Origin of the sequence: Stenotrophomonas sp. GD04024 (assembly GCF_029837545.1) — a bacterium.
Lineage (GTDB): Bacteria > Pseudomonadota > Gammaproteobacteria > Xanthomonadales > Xanthomonadaceae > Stenotrophomonas > Stenotrophomonas forensis.
In genome coordinates, this window is sequence record NZ_JAOEDV010000064.1 from 1 (window position 1) to 26,140 (window position 26,140).

Here is a 26,140-nt window from a genome sequence, read left to right on the forward strand (position 1 = left end):
GCCGGCTCTACCGAAAGCAGAAGGGCCGCGTGAGCGGCCCTTCGTGTTTCTTACTTCAGCTTCGCATCGGCGCGCAGGGCGGCGGCGCGGTCGGTCTTCTCCCAGGAGAAGGCCGTGGCGTTGACGGTCTCGCCTTCGCCGTTGAGGTAGCTGAACTCCTTCGGCTTGCGGCCGAAGTGGCCGTAGGCGGCGGTCTGCTGGTACATCGGGTGCACCAGGTCCAGCATCTTGATGATGCCGTACGGGCGCAGGTCGAAGTGCTTGCGGATCAGCTTCTCGATCTTGTCGTCGCTGATCTTGCCGGTGCCGAAGGTGGTGACCGAGATCGAGGTCGGCTCAGCCACGCCAATGGCGTAGGAAACCTGCACTTCGCAACGGTCGGCCAGGCCGGCGGCAACCACGTTCTTGGCGACGTAGCGGGCCGCGTAGGCTGCCGAACGGTCGACCTTGGACGGGTCCTTGCCGGAGAACGCGCCACCACCGTGACGGGCCCAGCCGCCGTAGGTGTCGACGATGATCTTGCGGCCGGTCAGGCCGCAGTCGCCCACCGGGCCGCCGATCTCGAACTTGCCGGTCGGGTTGATGTGGAACTTGGTGCCCTTGTGCAGCCACTTGGCCGGCAGCACCGGCTTGATGATCTCTTCGCGGACGGCCTCGATGAGGTCCTTCTGCTTGATGCCCGGGGCGTGCTGGGTCGACAGCACCACGGCGTCGATGGCCGAGACCACGCCGTTTTCATAGCGCAGGGTGACCTGGCTCTTGGCGTCCGGGCGCAGCCACGACAGCGGCGAGTTGCGCTTCTTGCGGATCTTGGCCTGCTGCTCGACCAGGCGGTGCGACAGGTGGATCGCGGCCGGCATGTAGCTGTCGGTCTCGTTGGTGGCGTAGCCGAACATCAGGCCCTGGTCGCCCGCGCCCATTTCTTCCGGCTTCTTGCGGTCCACGCCCTGGGCGATGTGCGGCGACTGCTTGCCGATCAGGTTCAGCACGCCGCAGGTGGCGCCGTCGAAGCCGACCTCGGAGCTGTCGTAGCCGATGTCCGTGATGACCTTGCGGGTCAGCGCTTCCAGGTCGATCCAGGCGCTGGTGGTGATCTCACCGGCGACAATGGCAACACCGGTCTTGACCATGGTCTCGCAGGCCACGCGGGCGCGCTGGTCCTGGGTCAGGATCGCGTCCAGCACCGCATCGGAGATCTGGTCGGCAACCTTGTCCGGATGGCCTTCGGAGACCGACTCGGAGGTGAAGAGATAGCTGGACATCAGGCGGTATATCCCTTGATTCGGATGGAAAGATGGGCGCGCATGATACACGGGGTGCGCCGCCTGTGCATTGTGAACCTGTACCGGTTGGCGGTGGTTAAGGCCGTGTAGGCCCGCCAGGGGCCGTCCCCGCAGGATTGGGCCCCAGCCTCGGTGCCCAGTGTTCCACCAGCGTGACAACGGGCCGGTGGCCTGACGGCCCCGGCCGCGCCGCCTGCGACGCCCGGTCTGCGGTAATAGTTCTGCCCCGAAACCGCCACATGGCTGCCGCCTGCCTGGCGCAGGCTGTCGGCCAAACCGGCCGCCGGGCATGAATGGAACCGCCATGCAGGAACTCGAACAGCGCCTTCAGCAACGCTTCCCCGATTGGTTCCATGGCCGCCGTGGCCAGCTGGCGCGGCCGTTGCTGCGCAGCGTCGGCCGCTGGTCGCGGCTGGATCAGATCGAAGCCTTCCTGCAGCGCAGCGCAGGCCTGCGCGGATTCGGCTTCGTCGCCGCCGGCCTGGAATTCATCGACGGCCAGTACCAGGTGGACCCGGCCGCACTGGCGAAGATCCCGGCCACCGGCCGCCTGCTTATCGTCGCCAACCATCCCTCCGGTGCCCTGGATGCGCTGGCCCTGCTGGACGCGGTCGGCCGCATCCGCCGCGACGTGCGGATCGTGGCCAACGACCTGCTGGGCGCGATCGCGCCGCTGCAGGATCTGCTGCTGCCGGTGCGCATCCTCGGTGGCAAGGCGCAGCGTGGCAGCCTGCATGCGGTTGAAGAGGCGCTGGCCGCCGAGCAGTGCGTGATCGTGTTCCCGGCCGGCGAAGTCTCGCGGCTGTCGCTGCGCGGCATCCGCGATGGTCGATGGCAGCGCGGGTTCGTGCGCTTCGCCCGTGCTGCGGGCGCGCCAGTGCTGCCGGTGCGGGTGGAGGCGCGCAACTCGGCGCTGTTCTACGGCGCTTCGACCCTGTTCAAGCCGGCCGGCACCGCGCTGCTGGCACGCGAGATGTTCACCCGTCGTGGCCGCCCGCTGCGGCTGAGCATCGGCGAGCCGATGCAGCTGGGCAAGGCGGGCGATCCCGGGGCGCAGCTGTTGGCGGTGCGTCGCGCGCTGTATGCGCTGGGCCGCAATGGCGAGACCGGCGGGGCGGTTGCCTGCGCCGGACCCGAGCCGCTGGCAGCGCCGGTGCCGCCTTCGCAGGTGGCCGCCGGCATCGCCGCGGCGACCCAGCTGGGCCAGACCGCCGATGGCAAGCAGATCCTGCTGGCGACCTGCACCGCCGATTCGCCGTTGCTGCTGGAGCTGGGCCGTCTGCGTGAACTGACCTTCCGCCAGGTGGGCGAGGGCACCGGGCGCAGCCGCGACCTGGACGACTACGATCCGCAGTACGAGCACATCGTGATCTGGGACGCCACCGCGCAGCGCATTGCCGGCGCCTACCGGATCATGCGCGGTGCGCAGGCACTGGCCCGGCACGGCCTGTCCGGGCTCTACAGCGCGTCGCTGTTCCGCTACTCCGACGACGCCATCACCCACATCGCCGAGGGCCTGGAACTGGGGCGCAGCTTCGTGGTGCCCGACTACTGGGGCAGCCGCAGCCTGGACTACCTGTGGCAGGGCATCGGTGCCTACCTGCAGTGCCGGCCGGGCATCCGCTACCTGTTCGGCGCCGTGTCGATCAGCGCCGCGCTGCCGCGTGATGCGCGCGAGCAGCTGGTGGCGTACTACCAGCGCTATTACAGCGGTACCGCCGGCCTGGCCGAGTCCAACCGGCCGTTCCAGTACTTCGCCGCGCCGCCGAGCTTCGGTGAACTGGATGCAGGCGCTGCATTCGATGTGCTGAAGGCCAACCTGGCCGCACTCGGCACCGGCGTGCCGACGCTGTACCGGCAGTACACCGATCTGTGCGAACCCGGCGGTGCGCGCTTCCTTGCCTTCGGTGTCGACCCGGATTTCAGTGACTCGATCGACGGCCTGATCGAAGTGGACCTGTGCGCGATCCGGCCCAACAAGCGCAAACGCTACCTGCGCGACGCGGGGGCGGCGGCATGAGCGCGCCGGCGAACCTGTCGCCGCACCGGCGCGCAGTGTTCGTCTCCGACGTGCACCTGGGTTCACGTCATTGCCATGCCAGCGAGCTGGCGCGGTTCCTCTCGCAGCTGCGCTGCGAACGCCTGTACCTGGTCGGCGACATCATCGATCTGTGGTGGATGGCCCATCGCCGCGCCAACTGGCGGCAGTCGCACAGCGAAGTCATCCAGGCCCTGCATGCGCTGCGCCGGGCCGGCACCGAGATCATCTACATCCCAGGCAACCACGATGCATCGCTGCGCCAGGTGTGCGGGCTGATGCTGCCGGCGATGCAGGTGCGCCGACGCGCGATCCACGTGACCGCCGACGGCCGCCGGCTGCTGGTGGCGCATGGCGACGACTACGACGGCGTGACCCATTTCGGCGGGCTGCAGGAAAAGTTCGGCGACTGGCTGTACTACCGCATCCTGACCGGCAACCAGGCGCTGAACGCCGTGCGCCGCCGGCTGGGCATGCGCTACTGGTCGCTGTCGGAGTTCCTGAAGAAGCGCAGTGGTGCGGCCGAGCGCTACATCGAGCGCTTCGTGCAGGCCGGGCTGGATGACGTGCGGCGGCGTGGCCTGGATGGCATCGTCTGCGGGCATATCCATCGTGCCGCGCTGATTGAACGCGACGGCCTGGTCTACGCCAACGATGGCGACTGGGTCGAGAGCCTGACCGCGCTGGCCGAAGACCATGACGGCGCCTTGCGCCTGCTCGACCACAACGGCCAGACCCTGGTGGAACTGCCGGGCGCGCGCATCAAGCAAGCGGCCTGACCCACTCTTGTAGAGTCGAGCTTGCTCGACTGCTCTATCCGCAGTCGAGCAGGCTCGACTCTACAGGGGCGGAACAGTCGAGCAAGCTCGACTCTACAAACGCGCGGCCATCGCGCTAGCATCGGCCAATGGACTCCCTGACCCAGATCGTGCTCGGTGGCGCCGTCGCCGCTGCCATCGCACCGCCCGGCCATCGCCGCGCGGCCCTGCTGGCCGGTGCCGCGCTCGGCACCCTGCCCGACCTCGATGCCCTGTGGCTGGGCTTCACTGCGGCCGACCCGGTCGCCAACATGGTCGACCACCGCAGCTTCAGCCATTCGCTGCTGGTGCTGCCGTGGGTGGCGGCGCTGATCTGGTGGCTGTTCAAGCGCTTCGGCAACGGCCGCGTCGCGCAGTCACCGGTACGCTGGTTCTGGGCAATCCAGCTGGCGCTGGTCACCCATCCGCTGCTGGATGCGTTCACCGTCTACGGCACCCAGCTGTGGTGGCCGTTGCGGCCGCACCCGACGATGGGCTCCAGCGTCTTCATCATCGACCCGGCCTATACCGTGTGGCTGCTGCTGGGCTGCGTGCTGGCCTGGTTCGGCCGCGCGCGGCCGTGGGCGGGCAAGGCGCTGGGCGTGGCCCTGCTGGTCAGCAGCGGCTACCTGGGCTGGGGCCTGATGGCCAAGGCACAGGTCGATCGTGCCGCCCAGCAGAGCCTGGCCGCGATGGGCCTGGGCGATGCGCCGCGCTTCTCGGTGCCGATGCCGTTCAACACCCTGCTGTGGCGGGTGGTGGCAATGACGCCGAATGGCTACGTGGTCGGGGACCGCTCGCTGGTGGCCGACCAGGGCCCGATGCGGTTCGAGGGCCATCCGTCCAACGTGCAGGCCTTGCGCGAAGCATCTGCGATTCCCGCCGTGCAGCGGCTGCAGTGGTTCAACCGCGGTTTCATGCGCGCGCAGGTGGTGGAGGGCCGGTTGGTGCTGAGCGATCTGCGCATGGGCCTGGAGCCCGACTACACCTTCAACTTCGCGGTGGCCGAGCAGGCCGATGGGCAATGGCGGGCGATCAGGCCCGAGCAGGTGCGGGTGGATTACAGCAGTCCTGCCGCGCGCGCTGACGCAGGTCGCCGGCTGGCCGCGATGTGGCAGCGGATCTGGCAGGAGCCGGCGACACCGCCGGGTGCGGTCGACCACGCCGCCGTGCATTGATCCGTAGATCCACGCCATGCGTGGATGGCGGTGCATCGGCGGCGGCAGCCACGCATGGCGTGGCTCTACTGCCTCAATCGGCAGTAGAACGTCGGCTCAATACACCGTCGCGCGGCCCTGCACGAACGAATAGAAGAACACCGCGTTCGGGTCGTTCTGCACCAGCCGGAACTCGCGGCGCATGCCCTCCACGGTCTCCTCGTCCACCAGCCCGGCCTGCAGCAGCTGGTCGGCCGCCGACAGCAGCAGCTGCTCCCAGAACGCGATCATCGTCTTGCGTCGGGCCGGCTCACGGTTGTCCAGGTGGATGGTCTTGATCTCGGTATGCACGTCGCGGAAACCGCCGGCCAGCAGCAGGTTGCCCAGCTTGGCACCGACGAACGGGTCGCCGCCTTGCTCGTACTGGAAGTCATTGAAGGCCATCCAGTAGCGCCAGATGTGGGGTGAATACGGATCGAGCAGGAACGAGGCATTCATCACCTCGGTGATGTACACCGGGGACCCCGGCGCCAGCACGCGGCGCACCTCGCTGAGCACGCGCGCCGGTGAAGGCACGTGCTCAAGCACCCAGCACAGGAACGCCGAATCGAAGGTGCGTGCCTCGAACGGCAGCTCACCGGCGTCGGCCTGCTGCAGGGTGTAGCGGTCACTGCACCATGGCGTGCGCGCCAGGTTTTCGCGCGCGGTCGCCAGCTGCGTTTCGCTCAGGTCCACGCCGGTCACATGCAGCTCGGGGAAGCGGCGCAGCAGGATCTCGGTCTGCGCACCGACGCCGCTGCCCACTTCCAGCAGGCGACGCGCACCGCCGTAGTCGATCTGGCCGAAGATGCTCGATTCCAGCAGGCGCGCCTGGGTCATCAGGCGCTGCTGTTCGGTGCCGGAGAATCCGTGCAGGTAGGTCGGGGAGGAAATCGGCGGGGTCATGGTGTGCTCTTGTAGAGTCGAGCTTGCTCGACTGTTCGGGAAAGCCAGTCGAGCAAGCTCGACTCTACGGATCAAGGCAGGCGGGCAGGTTACGAGGCGGCTGGCGCAGTCAGGCAGCAGACGACAACGCCGGTTCCCCGGCGATCAGGCAATCGAAGTACTCGGTGGTCAGCGCGATCTGGCTCTGCGGGTCTTCGGCGCGGTTGACCACTGCGCGGAAGGCGGCATTCTCCGGCCGGTCCTTGGCATACCAGCCCAAGTGCTTGCGCGCGATGCGCACGCCCTGCGGTTCGCCATAGAACGCATGCAGCGCATGCAGGTGGCCGAGCAGGATGTCGCGCACCTCGGCCAGCGACGGCGGTGGCAGTTCTTCGCCGGTGGCCAGGAAGTGCGCCACCTCGCGGAAGATCCACGGCCGGCCCTGTGCGGAGCGGCCGATCATCACCGCATCAACGCCGGTCTGCTTCAGCACGAAGGCGGCCTTCTGCGGCGAATCGATATCGCCGTTGGCGATCACCGGAATGCGCAGCGCGGCCTTGATCTCGCCGATCGTGGTGTACTCAGCCTGGCCGGTGTAATGCTGGTCGCGGGTACGGCCATGCACGGCCAGCGCGGCGATGCCGTTGTCCTCGGCAATACGCGCGATCAGGGGGCCATTGCGGTGGTCGCAGTCCCAGCCGGTGCGGATCTTCAGGGTGACCGGCACATCCACCGCGTTGACCACCGCTTCGAGGATGCGCGCCACCAGCTGCTCGTCGCGCATCAGCGCCGAGCCCGCCCAGGCGTTGCACACCTTCTTGGCCGGGCAGCCCATGTTGATGTCGATGATCTGCGCACCGTGATCGACGTTGTAGCGCGCGGCCTCGGCCAGCTGCTGCGGCTCGGTGCCGGCGATCTGCACGCTGATCGGCGCCGGTTCGCCGTCATGGTCCATGCGGTGGATCGACTTGCGCGTGTTCCAGAAACGCGGGTCGCTGATGGTCATTTCCGAGGCGGCCAAGCCCGCGCCCAGCCGTTTGCACAGCAGGCGGAAGGGCTTGTCGGTGACGCCGGCCATGGGCGCCAGCACGACGTTGGGGGCAATGGTGTACGGGCCGATCTGCATGCGCCCATTGTAGGGCGCGGGCGGCGGTACGGCCGTGTCGGGCGCGGTCCGGTTCAGGCCGATCGGCACCGACCTCATGCCGTACCGGCATCAGCAGATGCTTGACGGTTGCTTCCGCCGCCCCCAGGGGCGGGTGATCGTGGCCGGCTAACCCAGGCTCTGCCAGGCCTGCCGGGTACCCAGGGCGAAGGCCAGCCCCAGACCCAGGCAGACCAGCGAGCTGATCGCCCAGAAGCGCGCGCCGTTGTAGCCGGGGCGGAACAGCGCCAGGCCGAAGCCCATCGCCGCGCGCAGCAGCAACACTGCAGCGATGGCGGGCAGCACCCAGCGGCTGGCCGGCAGTGGCGAGTGCCAGCCGGCTCCGGCCAGGGCATACAGGGTCCAGCCCACCAGCACGGCGGTGATGCCGGCAGTCATCAGCGGCGGCCACCAATGCCCGGCCTGCGCCAGCCGGACCATGCGTGGGCCAGCACCGAAGCATCTGTACCAGGGAGCGCCGAAGGCGATGCAGCCGATATGCAACAGGGCCGCAATGGCACTACCGGCGGCGGCAGCCAGCAACCAGGGGAATCCGTCCATGTCCTTCCCGAGAAACGACGCTGGGCGGATGGTGGGCGAGGGGCGCTGCATGGGCAATGCGACAGGTGGCCGCAGGGGGCCGCGGATCGGCCGGTGACCACGCCGCGCCGCGATGGGTGGCCAACAAAAAAGCCCGGGCATCTGCATGCCCGGGCTCGTTCATCCACGCAGGGCGTGGATCTACTTCACTTCTGCGTCGGCCGGGGTGAAGCGCGGCATCGCCGCAGCGGCGCCTTCCTTCTCGGTCGAACGGCCAGCGAACTGGTTGGCGAAGCGCACATGGCGCGCGAACGGGGCATCGGCCACCTGCGCCAGCGACGCGGCCAGCGCACCGTTGAAGGCATCGCCGGCACCGGTGGTGTCGATCGCCTGCACCTGTTCGGCACCCACGCGGTAGTACGGCTGGGTATCGCCGCGCAGGTTTTCTTCGGCATGCGAGACGAACACGCCCACCGAGCCCAGGGTCACCACCACCGTCCCGTTGCCGACCAGCTTGCGGCACAGCGCGTGCAGGCTGGCGCCGTCCAGCGCGGCTACGTCGTTGGCGTCCACGCGCTCACCGACGTGGCGGCCGAGCAGGGCGGCGAACTCGGTCTCGTTCGGGGTGATCACATCGGCCAGCTTGAGCAGGCCGATGGTCGAGGGCGCATCGGCCGGCGCGGTGTTGAGCACGGTGGTGACACCGGCCTCGCGCGCGGTGGCCAGCGCGGCTTCGATGGTCGGCACCGGCGATTCCAGCTGCACCAGCACCACCTTGGCGCCGGTCAGCAGCGCCTGCTGCTGGTGCAGGAAGTCGGTGCTGAGCGCGGCATTGGCGCCCGGGCCGATCACGATGGTGTTGCGGCCGCGGGCGTCGACGTAGATGCCCGCGGTGCCGGTCGGCTCGCTGCTGGCTTCGGCGATCAGCCCGAAGCCATCGTGCGCGGCCAGTTCGCGTGCCGTGGCGCCACCGGCGTCATCGCCCAGCGCGCACACGAAGTGCGTGTCGGCGCCGGCGCGGCAGGCCGCCACGGCCTGGTTGAAGCCCTTGCCACCGGGGCCGGTGCTGTAGCGGCCGGCAATGGTCGCACCCGGTGCCGGCAGCGACTCGCACCGCCACACGTGATCGACATTGAAGGAACCGACGACAACGACACTGCTGCTCATAGGGAATCTTTTCTCAACCAAGGGTTCAACTGAAGTGCGTCAGCACGCCGGCGATGGTCGCCGTCATGAAGGTGGCAATGGTACCGCCCAGCACCGCGCGCAGGCCGAACTTGGCCAGGTCGTGGCGACGTTCCGGGGCCAGGCCACCGATGCCGCCGATCTGGATCGCGATCGAGCTGAAGTTGGCGAAGCCGCACAGCGCGTAGGTGGCGATCAGGCGGCCCTCGTCGGACAGGCTCACGCCGGCCACCTGGCCGTTCACGATCTGCGACAGCTCGGTGTAGGCGACGAATTCGTTGATCACGACCTTCTGGCCGATCAGCGAACCGACGGTGGTGGCATCGGCCCACGGCGTGCCGATCACCCAGGCGATCGGGGCCAGCACGTAACCGAAGATGGTCGACAGGTTGGTCGGCTTGCCGATCGCGGCCGCCAGGCCGGTCACATCGCCGAGCCAGGTCAGCGGGGCGTTCAGCAGTGCGATCAGGGCGATGAAGGCCAGCAGCATCGCGCCGATGTTCAGCGCCAGCTTCAGGCCGTCACCGGCGCCGGCCGCGGCCGCATCGATGATGTTGCTGGAGGTCTTCTCCACTTCCATCTTCACCGTGCCGCGGGTCAGCGGGGTGCCGGTTTCCGGAATCAGCAGCTTGGCCACGACCAGGGTGGCCGGCGCGGCCATGATGCTGGCCGCCAGCAGGTGCTTGGCGTAGAACGCCTGCTGCACCGGGTCGCCGCCGCCGAGCATGCCCACGTAGGCCGCCAGCACGCCGCCGGCGATGTGGGCCATGCCGCCGATCATCATGGTCAGCAGCTCGGACTGGGTCATCTTGGCGATGTACGGGCGCACGGTCAGCGGCGCCTCGGTCTGGCCGATGAAGACGCTGGCGCAGACGCTGGTGGTTTCCGCGCCGGACACGCGCATCACCTTGGTGATCGCCCACGCCATCACGCGCACGATCGCCTGCATGATGTTCAGGTGGTACATCACGCCCATCAGCGCCGAGAAGAAGATGATGGTCGGCAGCACCTGGAAGGCGAAGATGAAGCCGTAGTTCTTGGTGTCCATCAACGAGCCGAAGATGAAACCCGAGCCTTCGTTGACGAAGCTCAGCACCTTGACGAAGCCATGGCCCAGCGCATCGAACACGTCGCGCCCGCCCGGCACCAGGATCACCAGCGCCGCAAAGGCGATCTGCAGGGTGATACCGGTGGCAACCAGCTTCCAGTCAACCGCGCGCTTGTTGTTGGAAAACAACCAGGTGATGCCGATCAGCACCGCCAACCCGAACAGGCCGAAGCCGATCCTGCCCAAACCTTCGACCATGTGAGTGACTCCCCTGGGGCGTCGCGAAAAACGGGAAGCCTAGTGCAGGGCCGGTGCCGGGGCAAGGAAAAGCAGCGTGCAGGCGTCCATCGGTACCGATCAGGCCAGCAACGGCAAGGGGTTGCGGCGGGCAGCGGCAGGTAGAATGAGGCTCGATCCCGGCCCGGATGCGGGCCCGCAGCAGGAGATTTGCATGCAATACCGTCGCCTGGGCTCCACCGGCCTGCCGATTTCCGCCCTGTCCTTCGGTGCCTGGGTGACCTTCGGTGACCAGATTCCGCGCGACGAGGCGCGCAACCTGGTGGCGGCCGCCTGGGACCACGGTGTCAACTTCTTCGACAACGCCGAGGGCTACGCCAACGGCCGCGCCGAACAGGTGATGGGTGACGTGATCAGCGACCTGCGGCTGCCGCGCGACGGTTTCTGCGTGTCCAGCAAGGTGTTCTTCGGCAGTGCCAAGGACCCGCGGCCGACCCAGCGCGGCCTGTCGCGCAAGCATGTGACCGATGCCTGCCATGCCGCGCTCAAGCGCCTGCGGGTGGAGTACCTGGACCTTTATTACTGCCACCGCCCGGATCCGGACGCCCCGATCGCCGAGACCGTGCACGCCATGGACACGCTGGTGCGGCAGGGCAAGATCCTCTACTGGGGCACCTCGGAGTGGTCGGCCGCGCAGATCCAGCAGGCGCTGGACATCGCCGAGGCGCACAACCTGCAGGGACCGTCGATGGAGCAGCCGCAGTACAACCTGCTGCACCGCGAGCGGGTAGAGCTGGAGTACGCACCGCTGTATGCGCGTGCCGGCCTGGGGACCACCATCTTCTCGCCGCTGGCCTCGGGCCTGTTGACCGGCAAGTACGACCAGGGCATCCCGGCCGATGCGCGGCTGGGCCGCCCGGGCATGGAGTGGTTGCAGGACATGGTGCTGGGCGGGGACGCCGAGGCCCGGCTGGGCCAGGTGCGCCGCTTCAGCGAGGTGGCGCGTGCGCTGGGCCAGTCCCCGGCCACCCTGGCCATTGCCTGGTGCCTGCGCAACCCGAACGTCTCCAGCGTGATCCTCGGCGCCAGCCGGGTCAGCCAGCTGCTGCAGAACCTGCAGGCGCTGGAGGTGCTGGAGCAGGTCGATGCGGCCGGCTGGGCGCAGGTCGAAGCCGTCTTCGCCTGACTGCCCTTTGTAGAGTCGAGCCAAGCTCGACTCCGGCCCTGGGAGAGCAGTCGAGCAGAGCTCGACTCTCCAAAGACGCTACACCATTTTGATTGATGGCAACTATCGAATTTCCGGATTCGATCATTAATCTCATCAATCAAATTGAGAATGGTTGTTGATTGTAAACTGAGAATCATTATCATTTAACTCGTCCCTCGCACGAGTCCAGATGCTCATGAATGCTCAACCTGTACTGCTGCGCCCCGAAACGCTGACCCTCCGCGATCGTCCGGTCCGCGTCGTTCCGCCGGAAGAGGTCATCGACAGCGAAGCCCTGCTCAAGGGCCGTCGTGAAATCCTGATCCAGCATGGCGACCGCTTCTATCGCCTGCGGCACACCAGCAACGACAAGCTGATCCTGACCAAGTAACCGCGGCCTGGTCGCCCGCCTCCCTCCCTCCTGCCGGCAACGCCGACAGGGTGGGCGACCCGTCCGCGCCCGCTCTCTCCCCCTCGGTCTATCGCGCGCATCCTCCGGGTGTGCCGGTAACCGGGGGTTCCCTTGCCTGACCGAACGAAACCGATGACCCGCCATACCGCCCTTTGCCTTGCTGTCTGGATGGCCCTGCCGCTGTCCGCCCATGCTGCCGCCGCCACCGCCGCGCCCGACGCGCGCGAATTTGATCGCGTGCAGGTCACCGCCACCCGTACCGAGCGTGCGGTGAGTGATGTGGCCGCCACGGTCGATGTGATCGACCGCGAGCAGATGGACCGGCACCTGGTGCAGGACATCAAGGACCTGCTGCGTTACGAGCCGGGCCTGTCGGTCAACCGCAGCGCGGCCCGCTTCGGCCTCGGCAGCATCCGCATCCGTGGCCTGGACGGCAACCGCGTGCGCGTGCAGACCGATGGCATCGCGATGCCGACCAGCTTCAACATTGGTTCGTTCTCCAATGCCAACCGCAACTTCACCGACCTGGACACGCTCAAGCGCGTGGAGATCGTGCGCGGTCCGGCCAGCTCGTTGTATGGCTCGGACGCACTCGGCGGCGTGGTCGCGTTCGTCACCAAGGATCCGGCCGACTACCTGAAGGACGGAAAGGACAGCTACGTCGGCCTGAAGTTCGGCTATGACGGCGAGTGGAAGGGCCTGCTTGGCGGCGTCACCACCGCCTTCGGTGGCGAGCACTGGAGCGGCATGGTCAACATCAACCATCGCCAGGGCCAGGAAACCGTCAACAAGGGTGACGTGCGAAGCCTCGACAACACCCGCACCGCGCCCAACCCGCAGGACCGCGATGGTCGCAGCGGCCTGGCCAAGCTGGTCTACGCGCCGAGCGAGGACCAGCGTTTCCGCCTGACCGTGGAAGGCAACGAAGACAAGACCGAGACCAACGTGCTGTCGTCGATCGACCGCACCACCACCACCGGCATGAAGGCGCGCGACAAGCAGAACCGCACCCGCGTGTCGTTCGCCCATGAAATGGATGCGCTGGACAAGGGCTTCGCCGACAGCCTGCACTGGCAGGTGTACAGCCAGAACAGCGAGACCACCCAGGTCACCGACGAGGACCGCGCCAACCGCAGCCGTCGCCACCGCGAGTTCACCTTCGACCAGCGCGTGTACGGCCTGCAGGCGCAGTTCAACAAGGCCTTCAGCACCGGCAGCGTCGAACACGCGCTGACCTACGGCTTCGAGGGCGCACGCACCGAGATCCGCCAGAAGCGCGATGGTTTCCAGGTGCTGGCCAACGGCCAGACCAGCACCACCATCCTGCCCGATGCATTCCCGGTGCGCGATTTCCCGATCAGCAAGACCACCGAGCTGGGCCTCTACGCGCAGGATGAGATGCGCATGGCCGGCGGCAAGCTGTCGCTGGTGCCGGGCGTGCGCGTTGACCGCTACGAGCTGAAGCCGGAGGTGGACAGCATCTTTGCCGAGGACAATCCCGGCGTGCCGGTGGCCAAGCTGACCAAGACCAGTGTCTCGCCGAAGCTGGGCATGGTCTATCGCTTCACCGATGAGTGGTCGCTGTTCGCCGGCTACTCGCATGGCTTCCGTTCGCCGCCGTACAACGACGTCAACCTCGGCTTCACCAACTTCGCCTTCGGCTACACCGCCATTCCCAATCCGGACCTGAAGCCGGAAACCAGCGATGGCATGGAGCTGGGCCTGCGCTTCCTGTCGCCGGCCGCCTACGTCAGCGTCAGTGGCTACTACAACGAATACAAGGACTTCATCGAGTCGCAGTCGCTGGTCGGCACCAACGCACAGGGCCTGATGGTGTTCCAGTCGCGCAACATCGCCGACGCGCGCATCTACGGCGCCGAGCTGAAGGCCGGTGTCGACTTCGGGCAGATCAGCCCGGCCCTGCAGGGCTGGGCGCTGCGCAGTGCGGTGGCCTGGTCGCGTGGCGACAACAAGACCGAAGACACGCCGCTGGATTCGGTCGACCCGCTGCGCGGCACCGTCGGCCTGATGTACGACACCGAGACCTGGGGTGTCGAGCTGGCTGGCACCTTCGTCAAACGCAAGGACCGCCTGGCCAGCACCACGGCCTATCGCCCGGCGGGCTACGGCGTGACCGACCTGATGGCGCACTGGAACTTCGCGCCGGGCGCGACCTTCAATGTCGGCGTGTTCAACCTGGCCGACAAGCGCTACATCGATTGGTCCAACGTCGGTTCGACGCTGCTGCCGACCAGCCGTGTGCTGGACCGCTATACCAGCCCGGGCCGTACCTTCTCCGCCAGCCTTGCCGTTTCCTGGTGACCTCATGAGCCGAGCATTGTCCGCACGCAGGAACGACTCCATCGCCGCACCGAACGGTGCGGCCTGGCCGACCCCGGCACAGCTGGCCACGCTCGGCACCGTGTTGTGCCTGTACCACGCCGACGGCAACGAACTGGGCGGCTGGCGCCAGGCGGTGCGCGTGCATGCCTGCCAGGGCGTGGACAGCGAGGGCCTGCGCGAAAGCCTGTGCTTCCTCGATGGCCGCGGCCGCTGCGTGTGGCGGTTGTACCTGCTGCCGGACAGCGATTTCCTGGCCTGGGACAGGCTGGTGGCCGCGCTGCCGCCGGGCCCGGAACACGACAGCGATGCCAGCGTCGGTGAGCGGCTGTGGCGTCGCCTGGCCGGCCACCTCGGGGGCCAGCGCTGGCGGTTGTGCGCGCTGCGCCTGCATGCGGCCGACGATGGCCGCACCCTGGCCGCCAGCCTGTCGACCCTGTCCTCGCTGGGCGCCGTCACGGCGCGCCGCATCGCACGCCTGGAAGGCGCCGAAGGCGAGCTGGCAATCGACGACTGCTGCTGCGCCGACGCCGCACGGCGACCGGCACCGCGGATACCCGGCGACCTGCCGCTGATCCGTCTTTGAACCTGATGGAACGCCTGTCGGCCACGGATGGCCTCTCAACAAACCTGCAACCCTGAAGGAAGACCCCGATGAAGTTCCAGACAGCCAGCGCCCTGCTGTTGCTCGCCGCCAGCGGCGTGGCCAGCGCGCAGCCCTCCGACATCGCCCGCGACCATGACAGCATCCTCGCCATGCAGGGCGAGTACACCGTGGATTTCGCCTTCGACGAGACCGTGCTGCTGAAGCCCGGTTACGAACGCGCGCCGGCGATGCGCAGCGGCGGCAACGAAGTGGTCATCGTGGTGGAAGACACGCCGAAGCGCATCGTGCTGCAGCACCTGCTGCTGGACGAAAAGAGCGGCCACATCACCAAGCACTGGCGCCAGGATTGGGTGTACGAAGCGCCGAACCGCTTCGAGTTCAGTGCCGACCAGACCTGGCAGGTGCGCACCATTCCGGCGGCGACCAACCAGGGGGCGTGGACCCAGTGCGTGTATGAAGTGAGCGACGCACCGCGCTACTGCGGCACCGGCAAGTGGACCTACAGCAACAACGTGCCGAGCTGGACCAGCGACCTGAGCTGGCGTCCGCTGCCGCGTCGCGAGTACACCAAGCGCAGCGACTACAACGCGCTGGCCGTGATCAACCGCCACACGCTGACCCCGAACGGCTGGACCCACGAGCAGTTCAACACCAAGGTGCAGCGCAATGCCGATGGCAGCCAGGTGGAGATCGCGCGCGAGTTCGGCTTCAACGATTACGTGAAGACCACCGAGATCGACTTCACCCCGGCCCGCAACTACTGGAAGGCCACCGCTGGTTACTGGGCCAAGGTGCGCCAGCGCTGGGACGGCTTCCTCGGCCAGGCCCCGGGCGTGCACCTGAAGACCAAGATCGACGGCATGGCGATGATCATCCCGCTGTTCACCCAGGCCGAAGAGATCCAGGCCGGCAAGAAGGTGAAGGACAAGCAGATCGACGAAGTCTTCGCCAAGTACGTGGAAAAGGCGCCGAAGGAAGGTTGATCGCCGCCGCGGTTCCGGTGAGGTGCCGGGCGCGCCCGGCACCGCATCCACGCATGGCGTGGATCTACCAATTCCCCGCTTTGGTGGGTGCCGAGCTTGCTCGGCACGCTCCTCCGTGCATCCACGCACGGCGTGGATCTACCGGTCCTTCGTATTGGTAGGTGCCGAGCTTGCTCGGCACGCTCTCCGGTCCGACGCCGCTTCAGGCTTCGCGCAAGGCAAGGGCCGGCGGCGCATGCAGGATGCGCCGCGTGCCCCACCAGCCGGCCAGCAGGCTCAGCCCGATGCCAACCAGCCCGCCCAGCAGCAGCCCCGGCCACGGCGGCAGCAACGGCAGCTCGAACACCTTCTGCGAGACCGCCACGCCGATGGCCGCCGCCGCGCCAACGGCCAGCAGCGCCGCCAATGTGCCCAGTGCGCCGAACTCCACCAGCACCGCGCCGCGCAGCTGACGCCGGGTCGCGCCCAGCGTGCGCAGCACCGCGCTGTCGTAGCGGCGCTCGCCGGCCGTGGCCTGCAGTGCCGCCAGCAGCACCAGTACGCCGGCCAGCAGGCTGAACACCATCACCAGCTGCACCGCCTGCGCGACCCGCTCCATCACATCGCGCACCTGCGAGATCACCGCATCCACGTCCAGCAGTGACAGGTTGGGCTGCGCGCGCACCAGTTCACCCAGCCCGGCCGCCCTGCCGGCCGGCAGATGGAACGCCGACAGCAGGTTGTGCGGGGTGTCGCCTACCGCGTTGGGGTTCAGCAGCACGAAGAAGTTCGGTCGGAACGTGTTCCAGTCCGCCTTGCGCACGCTGGTGACGGTGAATTCGCGCTCCTGTTCACCGACGGCAATGCTGATGCGGTCGCCGATAGCCACCCCGTAACGCTTGGCCCAGCCGATCTCCACCGACGCTTCCGGCGCCGTGCTGTCGGCCGTCCAGAACGTGCCATCGACCAGCGTGTTGGCCGGCGGGAAGCTGCTGCGCCAGCTGAAGTTCAACGGCCGGTTCTCGTCATCGTCGTCGCGCTGGCCTTCGCCGGATGCCGGCTGCCCGTTCTGTTCCGGCGTGCGGTCCACGCGCAGCGGCGGCTTGCCGTTGATCGCGATCAGGCGGCCGGTGGCCATCGGTTCGATGCTGGCGTCGTTGGCGCCCAGTCCGCGCAGCGCGGCCAGCACGCTGTCGCGCTGTTCGGGCTGGATGTTGATCAGAAAGTAGTTCGGCGTATCCGCAGGCAGCCGCTCGCGCCACTGCTGCAGCAGGCCAGGACCGGTCACCGCCAGCAGCAACAGTGCGCACAGCGACAGCGACAGCCCGACCAGCTGCATCACCGCCAGCATGCGGCGCCGGGTCAGCGCGGCCAGGCCCAGTCGCCAGTTGCCATGCAGGCGGTGCTGCAGGCCGCGCAGCAGCTGCAGCAGCACGAAGCCGACCACACCGGCGGCCACTGCCAGTGCGGCCAGTCCACCCAGCACCCACAGGGCCAGCTTCAGGTCGCCGGTGACCTGCACCGCCAGCAGCAGGCTGGCCGCCAGCGCCGCGACATAGGCCAGCAGCGATGCCGGTGGCAGCGCGGCGAAGGAGCGGTTGAGCACGCGCATCGGCGGCACCCCGCGCAGGCGCAGCAGCGGCGGCAGGCCGAAGCCGAACAGCAGCAACAGGCCGATGCCGGCACCGGTCAGCGCCGGCATCGCTTCCGGCAGCGGCAGGCGCTGCGGCACCAGGCTGCCCAGCACCTGCACCAGGCCTTCCTGCGCGGCCATGCCCAGGCCGATGCCGAGCGCACAGGCCGGCACCGCCAGCATCAGCAGCTGCAGTGCCAGGCCGAACAGGATGTCGCGCTGGCGTGCGCCCAGGCAGCGCAGGATCGCTACCTGGTCGATGCGGCGCAGGGCGAAGCGGTTGGCCGCCAGCGCGGTTGCCACGCCGGCCAGCAGCACCGCCAGCAGCGCGCTCAGGCCGAGGAAGCGCCCGGCCAGGTCGAACGCCTGGCGCACGCCACGCTGGGTGTCGTCCACGCTCAGCAGGCGCAGGCCCTTGACCTGCGGCAGCAGCCATTGGCGCAGCCCGGCCACCTGATCGGCCGCTCCGGCGAACATCAGCCGGTAGTTGATGCGGCTGCCCGGGCCGAGCAGGCCAGTGCCCTCCACATCGGCGCGGTTGACCAGCAGGGTGGGCGAGAGGGTGAGCAGGTCACCGCCGGCATCCGGCTCGGCCTCGATGATGCCGGCAATGCGCAGCGTGCCGGCGCCGAACTCGAGGTCATCACCGGCCTTCAGCCCCAGCCCCTGCAGCAGGCGTGGATCGGCATAGGCCTGGCCCCTGGCGGGCATGCCGGCGTCGGCGATCAGCGCACCGCCGGGCGTGGCCCGCACCCGCAGCGCGCCGCGCAGCGGATAACCGGCCTGCACCGCCTTGATGCTGGCCATCTGGCTGGCCTCGCCGTGGAACAGCACGCTGCCGAAGCTGGCGATGCGGGTGTAGGCCAGTCCGCGCCGCTGTGCTTCTTCGGCGAAGGCCTGCGGCGGGTCGTCGCGCCCGGCGATGCCGAGGTCACCGCCGAGCATTTCCGCCGCACTGCCGGTCAGGGCCAGGTTGACCCGGTTGACCAGGGTGCCGACCGCGGTCATCACCGCCACGCCCAGCACCAAGGCCGCGAACACGGTCAGCAGGTCGCCGGCCAGCGCCTCGCGGCGCAGCGCGCGCCACGCATGGCGCAGCAGGTTCATGCTGCCGCTCCGCGCTCGACCGGCAGCAGGCGGCCGTCGTCGATGCGGTGGATGTACTGGCAGCGCTGGGCCAGGCGCAGGTCGTGGGTGACCAGCACCAACGTGGTGCCGCTGCCGGCGTTGAGTTCGAACAGCAGGTCGCTGATGTGCTGGCCGGTGGCGTGGTCCAGCGAGCCGGTCGGTTCGTCGGCGAACAGGATGCGCGGGCGGGTGACGAAGGCGCGTGCCAGGGCCACGCGCTGCTGCTCGCCGCCCGACAACTGGCGCGGGTAGTGACGGGCGCGATGGCCCAGGCCGACCTGCGCCAGCACTTCGTCCACCCGCACCCGGTCTTCGCGGCCGGCCAGCTCCAGCGGGAGCGCGACGTTCTCGGCGGCGGTCAGCGCCGGCAGCAGGTGGAAGCTCTGGAACACGAAGCCGACCTCGCGTGCGCGCAGCTGGGCGCGGGCTTCCTCGTCGAGACGGCCCAGTTCCTGGCCGGCCAGCGCGATGCTGCCGCGGCTGGGCAGGTCCAGCCCGGCCAGCAGGCCGAGCAGGGTGGTCTTGCCGGAACCGGAGGCGCCGACGATGGCCACGCTGGTGCCTTCATGGACGGTCAGGGTGATGTTGTCCAGTATGTGGACTTCACCCTCCGGGCCCTGCACGGACTTGCCGACCTGGTCGACGGCGATGGCGACGGGCGCGCTGCGGGGGGACAGGCTGTCGATGAGGAGACTCCAGATGCGCAAGACGGAATGGAGCCGGCGAGCCGGCGCGATGATGGTGCTGCTGCTAGGGTTCCTGCTGTTGCCGGGGCTGGCCTGTGCCAAAGGTCCGGCAGGCACCGTGCTGGTACTCGGCGACAGCCTCAGTGCTGCCCACAATATCCCCGCCGACGCCGGCTGGGTCAGCCTGCTGCAGCAGCGGGTCAGGCAGCAGTCGAAAACCCCGGCACGCATCGTCAACGCCAGCATGAGCGGGGAGACCACCGCCGGCGCGCTGACCCGCCTGCCGGGCCTGCTGGCGAAGGAGAAGCCGACCGTGGTGGTGATTGCGCTGGGCGGCAACGACGCGCTGCGTGGGCTGACCCCGGCGCAGGTACAGGGAAACCTGGAGAAAATGGTGCAGGCCAGCCAGAAGGCGGGCGCCCGGGTGCTGCTGCTGGGCATCGACGTGCCGCCCAACTACGGGCCGGCCTATCGCCAGCGCCTGGCGGCCGCCTACAAGGCGCTGGCCACGCAGTACAAGGTGCCGCTGCTGCCGTTCCTGCTGGAGGGCGTGGCGCTGCAGCCGGGCATGATGCAGGCCGATGGCCTGCACCCCACGGCACAGGCGCAACCGAAGGTGCTGGACAACGTCTGGCCACTGCTCAGGCCGCTGCTCTGAACCGATTGATGACCTCTTGACGGAACTTCACATCGCGTCCACCGTCGATCCGGCATGTTTCACAAAGCTGAAGTTAGAGGGAATCACATGCGTCAGACGAAGGAGACCTCCGGCTTGGTGCTGGTGGTCGAAGACAACCGCAACATCTCCGAGATGATCGGGGAATACCTGGAAGGTCGCGGCTTCGAAGTCGACTATGCACAGGACGGCCTGGATGGCTACCGCCTCGCGGCGGAAAACAGCTATGACGTCGTGGTGCTCGACTTGATGTTGCCGCGCCTGGATGGCATCGAAGTGTGCCGTCGCCTGCGCAACGATGCGCGCAAGTCCACCCCGGTGCTGATGCTCACGGCACGCGACACGCTGGACGACAAGCTCACCGGCCTCGGGTTCGGCGCCGATGACTACCTGACCAAGCCGTTCGCGATCCAGGAACTGGAGGCCCGCCTGCGCGCGCTGATCCGCCGCGAGCGTCGCCAGGTCGGTTCGGAAGTGCTCAAGGTCGCCGACCTGGTGCTCGATCCGGTCAGCATGCGTGCCACCCGTGCCGGTACCGAGCTGCAGCTTTCGCCGATCGGCCTGCGCCTGTTGACCATCCTGATGCGCGAATCGCCGCGCGTGGTCACCCGCCAGGAGATCGAACGCGAGATCTGGGGCAATGGCCTGCCGGATTCGGACACCCTGCGCAGCCACCTGTACAACCTGCGCAAGATCATCGACAAGCCGTTCGACCGTCCGCTGCTGCACACCGTGCAGAGTGCCGGCTACCGCATTGCCGATATCGCCCAGCCGATGGCCTGATCGGGGCTCGCGCCGGTGCAGCAGCAGGCCCGGCCGGGGCATGGCCATGGACGAGGGCAGGGGATGACCGGCTGGCGTTGCCGCCGGTCATCGCCCGTGCACCCGCACGGCGCGGCGCGCTGCCTATAATCGCAGCGCTCTGACCGGGACCCCGCAATGCCGCACGGCCTGCCGCGCAAGATCCGTATCGCCTTCATCCTGCAGGCAGTGCTGGCCAGCCTGGGCATCCTGCTCGGTGCCTGGCTGGTCTCGCTGGTAATCAAGCACAGCCTGGTCGGCGCGGCCCTGCGCGAGGAAGCGGCGTACTACTGGACGCTGCACGAGGCTTCGCCCGTGCAGCCGCCGCCCAACACCCAGAACATCCGTGGCTACCTGCTGGAAAGCGGGCAGTCGGCGTTGTCGCTGCCGGCCAACCTGCGCAACCTGGAACCCGGCTTCCACGAACTGCCCAAGGATGACCAGCTGGTGCTGGTCGACGTGCGCCCGGCCGGCCGCCTGTACCTGGTGTTCCTGCGCTCGCGTGCGGAAATGCTGGCGTTCTGGTTTGGCATCGTGCCGGTGCTGTTGACCCTGCTGGCGGTGTATGGCGCCAGCTGGGTGACCTACCGCGCCTCCAAGCGCCTGGTGTCGCCGGTGAACTGGCTGGCGCGGCGCGTGTCGCGCTGGGACCCTGGCCACCCCGAGGCGGCCGATCTGGAGCCGAACAAGCTGCCGGCCGACATGCAGGGCGAGACCCGGCAGCTGGCGGCCGCCCTGCATTCGCTGGCCAACCGGGTCAGCGCGCATGTGGCGCGCGAGCGCAATTTCACCCGCGATGCCAGCCACGAACTGCGCACGCCGCTGACCGTGATCCGCGTCGCCAGTGACATGGCACTGGGCGATGAAACGCTGCAGCCGCGCCTGCGCCGCAGCCTGCAGCGCATCCAGCGTGCGGGCCGCGACATGGAAGCGGTGATCGATGCGTTCCTGATCCTGGCCCGCGAGGCCGATGTCGAGCCGCAGTTCGAGCTGTTCGACGTCAACGATATCGTCCGCTATGAAGTGGACAACGCCAACGAACTGCTGGGCGCGCGGCCGGTATCGGTGCACCTGCACAGTGATGGCCCGGTGCAGCTGCATGCGCCGCCTCGGGTGCTGCAGGTGGTGGTCAGCAACCTGGTGCGCAACGCCTGCAGCTACACCGACGAAGGGCGCATCGACGTGCACGTGCTCAACGACCGTGTGGTGGTGCGCGACACCGGCATCGGCATGTCCGCCGAGGCACTGTCGCGGGCGTTCGAGCCGTTCTACCGCGCCGAGCCCAGCCGTCCGCAGGGCACCGGGCTGGGCCTGTCGATCGTGCGCCGGCTGTGCGACCGCTTCGGCTGGAAGGTCAGCCTGGCCAGCGAGCCGGGGCAGGGCACCGAGGCGACGGTCATTTTCCGCTGAGCCGCCGCTTGCTACCTCGGTAGTCGCCGACCCTGGTCGGCGCTTTCACAGGATGCAGGTGGACGCATTCATGCCAACCAAGGTTGGCATCTACCGGAGCGCGTGCGCGTGGCGCCCTCCGGCATATGCCTCCCTCAGTTGCAGTTGACCTTCGGCGCCACCGCCTTGGTCCAGATCGCGTAGCCGGCCGGGGTCATGTGCAGCATGTCTTCGCGGAACAGCTTCGCATCCGGCTGACCATCGGCGCCGAGCATCGGCGTGTAGATATCGGTGAAGCCGGTATTGGGCAGCTTTGCCACGGCAGCCTTGATCAGCGCGTTGGCCTCGTTGATCGCCGGCAGCAGGTGCGCGCGCGACGGGCTCGGCTTGATCGACAGGTATTCCACCTTCGTCTTCGGCAGGTCGCGATGCACACGCTGCACGAAGGCGACCACATCGTCCCGCACCTGCACGGCAGTGCGGCCGCTGTTGAGGTCGTTGTCGCCGGCGTAGAAGAACAGCTTGCATGGCGCATACGGCACCACGATGCGGTCGGCGTACCAGGTGCTGTCGCGCACTTCCGAGCCGCCGAAGCCGCGGTTGAACACCGGCTGGCCGGGGAAGTCGGTGGCCAGGCTCTCCCAGAAGCGGATCGAGGAGCTGCCGATGAACTCGATGCCGCCGCGCGGCGGCGGATTGGCCTGGTCGGCGCTGGCGAAGCGGGCCATGTCACCCGCCCAGGCCACGTTCGAGACCTGTTCGGGCACCTGGGGCGGCTTGGCCGGGCTAAGGGCCTGGGCCAGCGGTGCGGCGGTCAGCAGGCCCAGCATCAGCAGGCAGGTACGGCGACGGGACATCAGGCGCTCCAGCGGGGAAGGAAGCCTCCATCATAGGAGCAGGGGCTGGCCGGGTGCTTGCCGTTGGCAGGCCATTCGGCCGGGCCGCCGGGGGTATGGCTGGCGGCCTTGTGGCAAAATGGCCGCCATCTGCCTATTCCTGTGCACCCATGATTCCCTGCCGTGCGTCTGAGCGGTCGCTGCGCCGCGCTCCTGTTGCTGGATCTTCCTCCCGTGGCTGATCAGTTCGGCCACCTGCCCCGCGGCCCGCGCCGCATCTTCCAGGCCGCCCGCTGGTCCTGGCAGGGTCTTCGCGCCGCCTGGCTGCACGAGTCCTCGTTCCGGCTGGAGGTCTACCTGCTGATCGTGCTGACCCCGGTCGCGATCTGGCTGGGCCAGACCCCGGTCGAACGCGCGCTGATGATCGGCTCGATGCTGCTGGTGCTGGCGATGGAGTTGGCCAACTCGGCCATCGAGGCGGTGATCGAACGCTACGGCAGCGAAATCCACGAACTGGCCGGCCGCGCCAAGGACATGGGCTCGGCGGCGGTGTTCGTGCTGATGATGAACGTACTGCTGTGCTGGGCGCTGGTCGTGGTTCCGCACGTGCTGGCCGGCAGCTACGGCTGAAACCCCATTCCCCCACTGCCTTGAAGAGTTTCCATGTCCTTTGAGTTCCTCGCCGACCCCAATGCCTGGGTGACCCTGTTCACCCTGAGTGCGCTGGAAATCGTGCTCGGCATCGACAACCTGGTGTTCATTTCCATCGCGGTCAGCAAGCTGCCGGAAGAACGTCGCCCGTTCGCACGCAAGCTCGGGATCGCCGTGGCGTGCATCACGCGTATCGCGCTGCTGGTGTCGCTGGCCTATCTGGCGCACATGGCCGCCAACCTTTTCACCGTGGCCGGCATGGGCATCTCCATCCGCGACCTGGTGCTGATCGTCGGTGGCCTGTTCCTGATCATCAAGGGCTTCATGGAGATCAAGGAACTGATCAGCGGCGGCGAGGATGAAGATCCCAGCACGACCAAGGCCTCGGCCGTGTTCGGCTACGTCATCGCGCAGATCGCGGTGATCGACATCGTGTTCTCGCTGGACTCGGTGATCACCGCCGTCGGCATCGCCGACCACATCCCGGTGATGGTCGCCGCCATCCTGCTGTCGGTGATGGTGATGCTGCTGGCCGCCAACCCGCTGGGCCGCTTCATCGATGCCAACCCGACGGTGAAGATGCTGGCGCTGGCCTTCATCCTGCTGATCGGTGCGGTACTGATCCTGGACGGCCTGGACGTGCACGTGCCCAAGCCCTACATCTACGCCGCGATGGGCTTCTCGGTGCTGGTGGAGTGGCTGAACCTGCTGATGCGCCGCCGCGCACGCGAACACAACGTGCCGGGCGCCGGCAACTGGTAAGCGCGTGATCCAGAACCCCCGGCACTGCCGGGGGTTCTGCGTTGCAGGGCTTGTCGGGGCATACCCGGCGGAGCGCCACGCGCCATCTGTGAAGTGGAGGCAACAGTGTTTCCCCGCTGCGGGGCTTAATCCTGCAGGGCGATGCGCGCAGGCTACGCGCTCTCTTCCCAAGGCCTGCCCCACGCAGGAACCCGCCATGAATTCCCGAGCCGCTCTGCTGGCCCTTGCCGTCGGCGCCTTCGCCATCGGTACCACCGAGTTCGCCCCGATGGGCCTGCTCCCGGTCATTGCCGACGGCGTCGGCGTGAACATCCCCACCGCCGGCATGCTGATCACGGCCTATGCCGTGGGCGTGATGCTGGGCGCGCCGGTGGTGACCCTGCTGATGGGCCGGTTCGGCAGGCGCACCGCGCTGATGCTGCTGATGTCGATCTTCGTGGTCGGCAACCTGCTGTCGGCGCTGGCCCCGAACTACGGCCTGCTGTTGCTGTCGCGGCTGGTCACCAGCCTCAACCACGGCGCCTTCTTCGGCATCGGCGCGGTGGTTGCCGCCAGCCTGGTGCCGAAGGAAAAGCAGGCTGCCGCCGTGGCCACCATGTTCATGGGCCTGACCATCGCCAACATCGGCGGCGTGCCGCTGGCGACCTGGGTCGGCCAGCAACTGGGCTGGCGCCTGTCCTTTGCCGGCACCGCGGTGCTGGGCCTGGTCGCGATCACCGCGCTGGGCTTCGCGCTGCCGGCATCGGCCCCCGGGCCCCGTCCGGATGTGCGCCGGGAACTGAAGGCGATCCTGCAGCCGCAGGTGCTGCTGGCGATGGGCACCACGGTGCTCGGTGCCGGTGCGATGTTCACGCTCTATACCTACGTGGCGCCGGTGTTGACCGAGTTGACCAGTGCCTCCAACGCCTTCATTGCGATGTCGCTGGCGCTGATCGGCATCGGCTTCACCTTCGGCAACGGCATCGGCGGGCGCCTGGCCGACTGGTCGCTGGATGGCGCCACCCGGATCCTGCTGGCGGTCCTTGCCGTGCTGATGTTCGTGTTGCCGCTGGCCTTCATGAGCCACGCCACGGCGGCGCTGGGTGTACTGCTGTTCGGCGCGGCGACCTTCGCGATCGTGCCGCCGCTGCAGATCCGGGTGATGCAGGCTGCCAGCGAGGCGCCGGGGCTGGCGTCGTCGATCAATGTCGGTGCGTTCAACCTGGGCAATGCGGTGGGTGCCGCGTTGGGCGGTGCGGTGATCAGCTCGGGGCTGGGCTATGCGGCGGTGCCGGTGGCTGGTGGGTTGCTGGCGGCATCGGGGTTGCTGCTGGCGTGGCTGGGGCGTCCGCGCGCTGCGGTGGCCGAGGCTTGCTGAGGGGTATGGGGTTCCGGCAGGGCTTGCAGCCCTGCACCCGCTGCAATCAACAGCAACGGCAACAGCAACAGCGGGCATTCCGTGGGATGGCGGGGTGGGTCCGGTTGAGGGGGACGCCGTAAACCCATCCATGGGGGCTTGGTCGCGGCATCCATGCCGCTCACACCCCCTCAACCGGACCCACCCCGCCTTCGACAGTTTCCTGTGATCTGTTGGAACCTGCTGCTGATGGTGGGTGCCGACCGTTGGTCGGCACGAATGCCTGGAGCATGGGCTTTTGCTTTTGCTTTTGCTTCTTTTCTGATCTTCCCGCGGTGTGCAGGAAACCGTATGAGGCCGG

Annotated in this window: 24 protein-coding genes; 14 read left to right on the forward strand and 10 right to left on the reverse strand. The window is 68.0% G+C overall.

Going from position 1 to position 26,140, the window contains the following annotated elements; translation table 11 throughout:
- Nucleotides 1-50: 50 nt before the first annotated feature.
- Complete coding sequence (gene metK / locus N7590_RS16860) at nucleotides 51-1,262, reverse strand: methionine adenosyltransferase (protein ID WP_004154246.1); 1,212 nt, start codon at nucleotides 1,260-1,262, stop codon at nucleotides 51-53.
- Between the two features lie 325 nt (nucleotides 1,263-1,587).
- On the opposite strand from metK, the gene N7590_RS16865 reads away from it, so the two are divergent.
- The 3 genes from N7590_RS16865 to N7590_RS16875 all read left to right on the forward strand — a co-directional run bounded on the left by N7590_RS16865 (nucleotide 1,588) and on the right by N7590_RS16875 (nucleotide 5,296).
- Nucleotides 1,588-3,303, forward strand: coding sequence for a lysophospholipid acyltransferase family protein (locus tag N7590_RS16865; protein WP_164086705.1), 1,716 nt, complete (start codon nucleotides 1,588-1,590; stop codon nucleotides 3,301-3,303).
- The gene (locus N7590_RS16870) at nucleotides 3,300-4,100 is read left to right on the forward strand and encodes a UDP-2,3-diacylglucosamine diphosphatase (protein WP_164242481.1); all 801 of its coding nucleotides are present in this window, start codon (nucleotides 3,300-3,302) and stop codon (nucleotides 4,098-4,100) included. The genes N7590_RS16865 and N7590_RS16870 overlap by 4 nt, the downstream gene beginning before the upstream one ends.
- A 128-nt stretch (nucleotides 4,101-4,228) precedes the next feature.
- Nucleotides 4,229-5,296: a metal-dependent hydrolase gene (locus tag N7590_RS16875; RefSeq protein WP_164242482.1), complete on the forward strand. Its 1,068-nt coding sequence runs from the start codon at nucleotides 4,229-4,231 to the stop codon at nucleotides 5,294-5,296.
- 96 nt (nucleotides 5,297-5,392) lie between these two features.
- Here the strand turns inward: N7590_RS16875 and N7590_RS16880 are convergent, their stop codons facing one another.
- The 5 genes from N7590_RS16880 to N7590_RS16900 all read right to left on the reverse strand — a co-directional run bounded on the left by N7590_RS16880 (nucleotide 5,393) and on the right by N7590_RS16900 (nucleotide 10,374).
- Entirely contained in the window at nucleotides 5,393-6,220 is an 828-nt protein-coding gene (locus N7590_RS16880; protein WP_164242483.1) for a class I SAM-dependent methyltransferase, read from the reverse strand.
- Nucleotides 6,221-6,329: 109 nt separating this feature from the next.
- A complete protein-coding gene (gene dusB, locus N7590_RS16885) occupies nucleotides 6,330-7,325 on the reverse strand; it encodes a tRNA dihydrouridine synthase DusB (protein ID WP_164242484.1) in 996 nt (331 codons plus the stop codon).
- Between the two features lie 147 nt (nucleotides 7,326-7,472).
- Nucleotides 7,473-7,904, reverse strand: coding sequence for a hypothetical protein (locus N7590_RS16890; protein WP_164242485.1), 432 nt, complete (start codon nucleotides 7,902-7,904; stop codon nucleotides 7,473-7,475).
- Nucleotides 7,905-8,084: 180 nt separating this feature from the next.
- Nucleotides 8,085-9,050, reverse strand: a complete 966-nt coding sequence (locus N7590_RS16895) for a ribokinase (protein WP_049456910.1) — start codon at nucleotides 9,048-9,050, stop codon at nucleotides 8,085-8,087.
- A gap of 25 nt (nucleotides 9,051-9,075) precedes the next feature.
- Nucleotides 9,076-10,374: a nucleoside transporter C-terminal domain-containing protein gene (locus N7590_RS16900; RefSeq protein ID WP_004154263.1), complete on the reverse strand. Its 1,299-nt coding sequence runs from the start codon at nucleotides 10,372-10,374 to the stop codon at nucleotides 9,076-9,078.
- A 193-nt stretch (nucleotides 10,375-10,567) separates the two neighbouring features.
- Between N7590_RS16900 and N7590_RS16905 the strand changes: the two genes are divergently transcribed.
- The 5 genes from N7590_RS16905 to N7590_RS16925 all read left to right on the forward strand — a co-directional run bounded on the left by N7590_RS16905 (nucleotide 10,568) and on the right by N7590_RS16925 (nucleotide 15,902).
- Nucleotides 10,568-11,539, forward strand: coding sequence for an aldo/keto reductase (locus N7590_RS16905; RefSeq protein WP_164242486.1), 972 nt, complete (start codon nucleotides 10,568-10,570; stop codon nucleotides 11,537-11,539).
- Nucleotides 11,540-11,756: 217 nt separating this feature from the next.
- A complete protein-coding gene (locus N7590_RS16910; protein ID WP_005412278.1) occupies nucleotides 11,757-11,951 on the forward strand; it encodes a hemin uptake protein HemP in 195 nt (64 codons plus the stop codon).
- Between the two features lie 153 nt (nucleotides 11,952-12,104).
- A complete protein-coding gene (locus N7590_RS16915; protein WP_279935741.1) occupies nucleotides 12,105-14,294 on the forward strand; it encodes a TonB-dependent hemoglobin/transferrin/lactoferrin family receptor in 2,190 nt (729 codons plus the stop codon).
- A gap of 4 nt (nucleotides 14,295-14,298) precedes the next feature.
- The gene (locus N7590_RS16920; protein ID WP_053511632.1) at nucleotides 14,299-14,898 is read left to right on the forward strand and encodes a hypothetical protein; all 600 of its coding nucleotides are present in this window, start codon (nucleotides 14,299-14,301) and stop codon (nucleotides 14,896-14,898) included.
- 68 nt (nucleotides 14,899-14,966) lie between these two features.
- Entirely contained in the window at nucleotides 14,967-15,902 is a 936-nt protein-coding gene (locus tag N7590_RS16925; RefSeq protein WP_008265376.1) for a DUF6607 family protein, read from the forward strand.
- Nucleotides 15,903-16,104: 202 nt separating this feature from the next.
- Here N7590_RS16925 and N7590_RS16930 read toward each other — a convergent pair whose 3' ends face one another.
- Together N7590_RS16930 and N7590_RS16935 are read right to left on the reverse strand one after the other, a co-directional pair.
- Entirely contained in the window at nucleotides 16,105-18,621 is a 2,517-nt protein-coding gene (locus tag N7590_RS16930; protein ID WP_164242487.1) for an FtsX-like permease family protein, read from the reverse strand.
- Nucleotides 18,618-19,265 (reverse strand): ATP-binding cassette domain-containing protein, encoded by a 648-nt coding sequence (locus N7590_RS16935; protein ID WP_164242491.1) that lies wholly within the window; start codon nucleotides 19,263-19,265, stop codon nucleotides 18,618-18,620. Before N7590_RS16935 ends, N7590_RS16930 begins: the two co-directional genes overlap by 4 nt.
- A gap of 61 nt (nucleotides 19,266-19,326) precedes the next feature.
- Between N7590_RS16935 and N7590_RS16940 the strand changes: the two genes are divergently transcribed.
- The 3 genes from N7590_RS16940 (at nucleotide 19,327) to N7590_RS16950 (ending at nucleotide 22,215) form a co-directional block, all read left to right on the forward strand.
- On the forward strand, nucleotides 19,327-19,986 hold the full coding sequence (locus N7590_RS16940; RefSeq protein WP_204275141.1) for an arylesterase: 660 nt from the start codon (nucleotides 19,327-19,329) through the stop codon (nucleotides 19,984-19,986).
- An 87-nt stretch (nucleotides 19,987-20,073) separates the two neighbouring features.
- Nucleotides 20,074-20,787 (forward strand): response regulator transcription factor, encoded by a 714-nt coding sequence (locus N7590_RS16945; protein ID WP_002811889.1) that lies wholly within the window; start codon nucleotides 20,074-20,076, stop codon nucleotides 20,785-20,787.
- A 156-nt stretch (nucleotides 20,788-20,943) separates the two neighbouring features.
- On the forward strand, nucleotides 20,944-22,215 hold the full coding sequence (locus N7590_RS16950) for a HAMP domain-containing sensor histidine kinase (RefSeq protein ID WP_279935742.1): 1,272 nt from the start codon (nucleotides 20,944-20,946) through the stop codon (nucleotides 22,213-22,215).
- A 134-nt stretch (nucleotides 22,216-22,349) separates the two neighbouring features.
- Here N7590_RS16950 and N7590_RS16955 read toward each other — a convergent pair whose 3' ends face one another.
- Complete coding sequence (locus N7590_RS16955; RefSeq protein WP_279935743.1) at nucleotides 22,350-23,051, reverse strand: SGNH/GDSL hydrolase family protein; 702 nt, start codon at nucleotides 23,049-23,051, stop codon at nucleotides 22,350-22,352.
- Nucleotides 23,052-23,264: 213 nt separating this feature from the next.
- Between N7590_RS16955 and N7590_RS16960 the strand changes: the two genes are divergently transcribed.
- The 3 genes from N7590_RS16960 (at nucleotide 23,265) to N7590_RS16970 (ending at nucleotide 25,800) form a co-directional block, all read left to right on the forward strand.
- Entirely contained in the window at nucleotides 23,265-23,660 is a 396-nt protein-coding gene (locus tag N7590_RS16960) for a diacylglycerol kinase (protein ID WP_049456903.1), read from the forward strand.
- A 33-nt stretch (nucleotides 23,661-23,693) separates the two neighbouring features.
- Nucleotides 23,694-24,443, forward strand: a complete 750-nt coding sequence (locus N7590_RS16965) for a TerC family protein (RefSeq protein WP_053512148.1) — start codon at nucleotides 23,694-23,696, stop codon at nucleotides 24,441-24,443.
- Between the two features lie 196 nt (nucleotides 24,444-24,639).
- Nucleotides 24,640-25,800, forward strand: coding sequence for an MFS transporter (locus N7590_RS16970; protein ID WP_164242490.1), 1,161 nt, complete (start codon nucleotides 24,640-24,642; stop codon nucleotides 25,798-25,800).
- A 160-nt stretch (nucleotides 25,801-25,960) separates the two neighbouring features.
- Here the strand turns inward: N7590_RS16970 and N7590_RS16975 are convergent.
- On the reverse strand, nucleotides 25,961-26,140 hold a 180-nt coding region (locus N7590_RS16975), incomplete at its 5' end, for a hypothetical protein (RefSeq protein ID WP_279935744.1).

Excerpts from the sequence above, each read along its gene's own strand:
- N7590_RS16890 (WP_164242485.1), bottom strand. The coding sequence starts at position 7,904 with ATGGACGGATTCCCCTGGTTGCTGGCTGCCGCCGCCGGTAGTGCCATT.
- N7590_RS16955 (WP_279935743.1), bottom strand. The coding sequence starts at position 23,051 with ATGTCCCGTCGCCGTACCTGCCTGCTGATGCTGGGCCTGCTGACCGCC.
- N7590_RS16965 (WP_053512148.1), top strand. The coding sequence starts at position 23,694 with ATGTCCTTTGAGTTCCTCGCCGACCCCAATGCCTGGGTGACCCTGTTC.
- N7590_RS16945 (WP_002811889.1), top strand. The coding sequence starts at position 20,074 with ATGCGTCAGACGAAGGAGACCTCCGGCTTGGTGCTGGTGGTCGAAGAC.
- N7590_RS16950 (WP_279935742.1), top strand. The coding sequence starts at position 20,944 with ATGCCGCACGGCCTGCCGCGCAAGATCCGTATCGCCTTCATCCTGCAG.
- N7590_RS16940 (WP_204275141.1), top strand. The coding sequence starts at position 19,327 with ATGAGGAGACTCCAGATGCGCAAGACGGAATGGAGCCGGCGAGCCGGC.
- N7590_RS16880 (WP_164242483.1), bottom strand. The coding sequence starts at position 6,220 with ATGACCCCGCCGATTTCCTCCCCGACCTACCTGCACGGATTCTCCGGC.
- dusB (WP_164242484.1), bottom strand. The coding sequence starts at position 7,325 with ATGCAGATCGGCCCGTACACCATTGCCCCCAACGTCGTGCTGGCGCCC.
- N7590_RS16930 (WP_164242487.1), bottom strand. The coding sequence starts at position 18,621 with ATGAACCTGCTGCGCCATGCGTGGCGCGCGCTGCGCCGCGAGGCGCTG.
- N7590_RS16875 (WP_164242482.1), top strand. The coding sequence starts at position 4,229 with ATGGACTCCCTGACCCAGATCGTGCTCGGTGGCGCCGTCGCCGCTGCC.
- N7590_RS16865 (WP_164086705.1), top strand. The coding sequence starts at position 1,588 with ATGCAGGAACTCGAACAGCGCCTTCAGCAACGCTTCCCCGATTGGTTC.
- N7590_RS16915 (WP_279935741.1), top strand. The coding sequence starts at position 12,105 with ATGACCCGCCATACCGCCCTTTGCCTTGCTGTCTGGATGGCCCTGCCG.
- N7590_RS16920 (WP_053511632.1), top strand. The coding sequence starts at position 14,299 with ATGAGCCGAGCATTGTCCGCACGCAGGAACGACTCCATCGCCGCACCG.
- N7590_RS16905 (WP_164242486.1), top strand. The coding sequence starts at position 10,568 with ATGCAATACCGTCGCCTGGGCTCCACCGGCCTGCCGATTTCCGCCCTG.
- N7590_RS16870 (WP_164242481.1), top strand. The coding sequence starts at position 3,300 with ATGAGCGCGCCGGCGAACCTGTCGCCGCACCGGCGCGCAGTGTTCGTC.
- metK (WP_004154246.1), bottom strand. The coding sequence starts at position 1,262 with ATGTCCAGCTATCTCTTCACCTCCGAGTCGGTCTCCGAAGGCCATCCG.
- N7590_RS16900 (WP_004154263.1), bottom strand. The coding sequence starts at position 10,374 with ATGGTCGAAGGTTTGGGCAGGATCGGCTTCGGCCTGTTCGGGTTGGCG.
- N7590_RS16910 (WP_005412278.1), top strand. The coding sequence starts at position 11,757 with ATGAATGCTCAACCTGTACTGCTGCGCCCCGAAACGCTGACCCTCCGC.
- N7590_RS16895 (WP_049456910.1), bottom strand. The coding sequence starts at position 9,050 with ATGAGCAGCAGTGTCGTTGTCGTCGGTTCCTTCAATGTCGATCACGTG.
- N7590_RS16925 (WP_008265376.1), top strand. The coding sequence starts at position 14,967 with ATGAAGTTCCAGACAGCCAGCGCCCTGCTGTTGCTCGCCGCCAGCGGC.
- N7590_RS16970 (WP_164242490.1), top strand. The coding sequence starts at position 24,640 with ATGAATTCCCGAGCCGCTCTGCTGGCCCTTGCCGTCGGCGCCTTCGCC.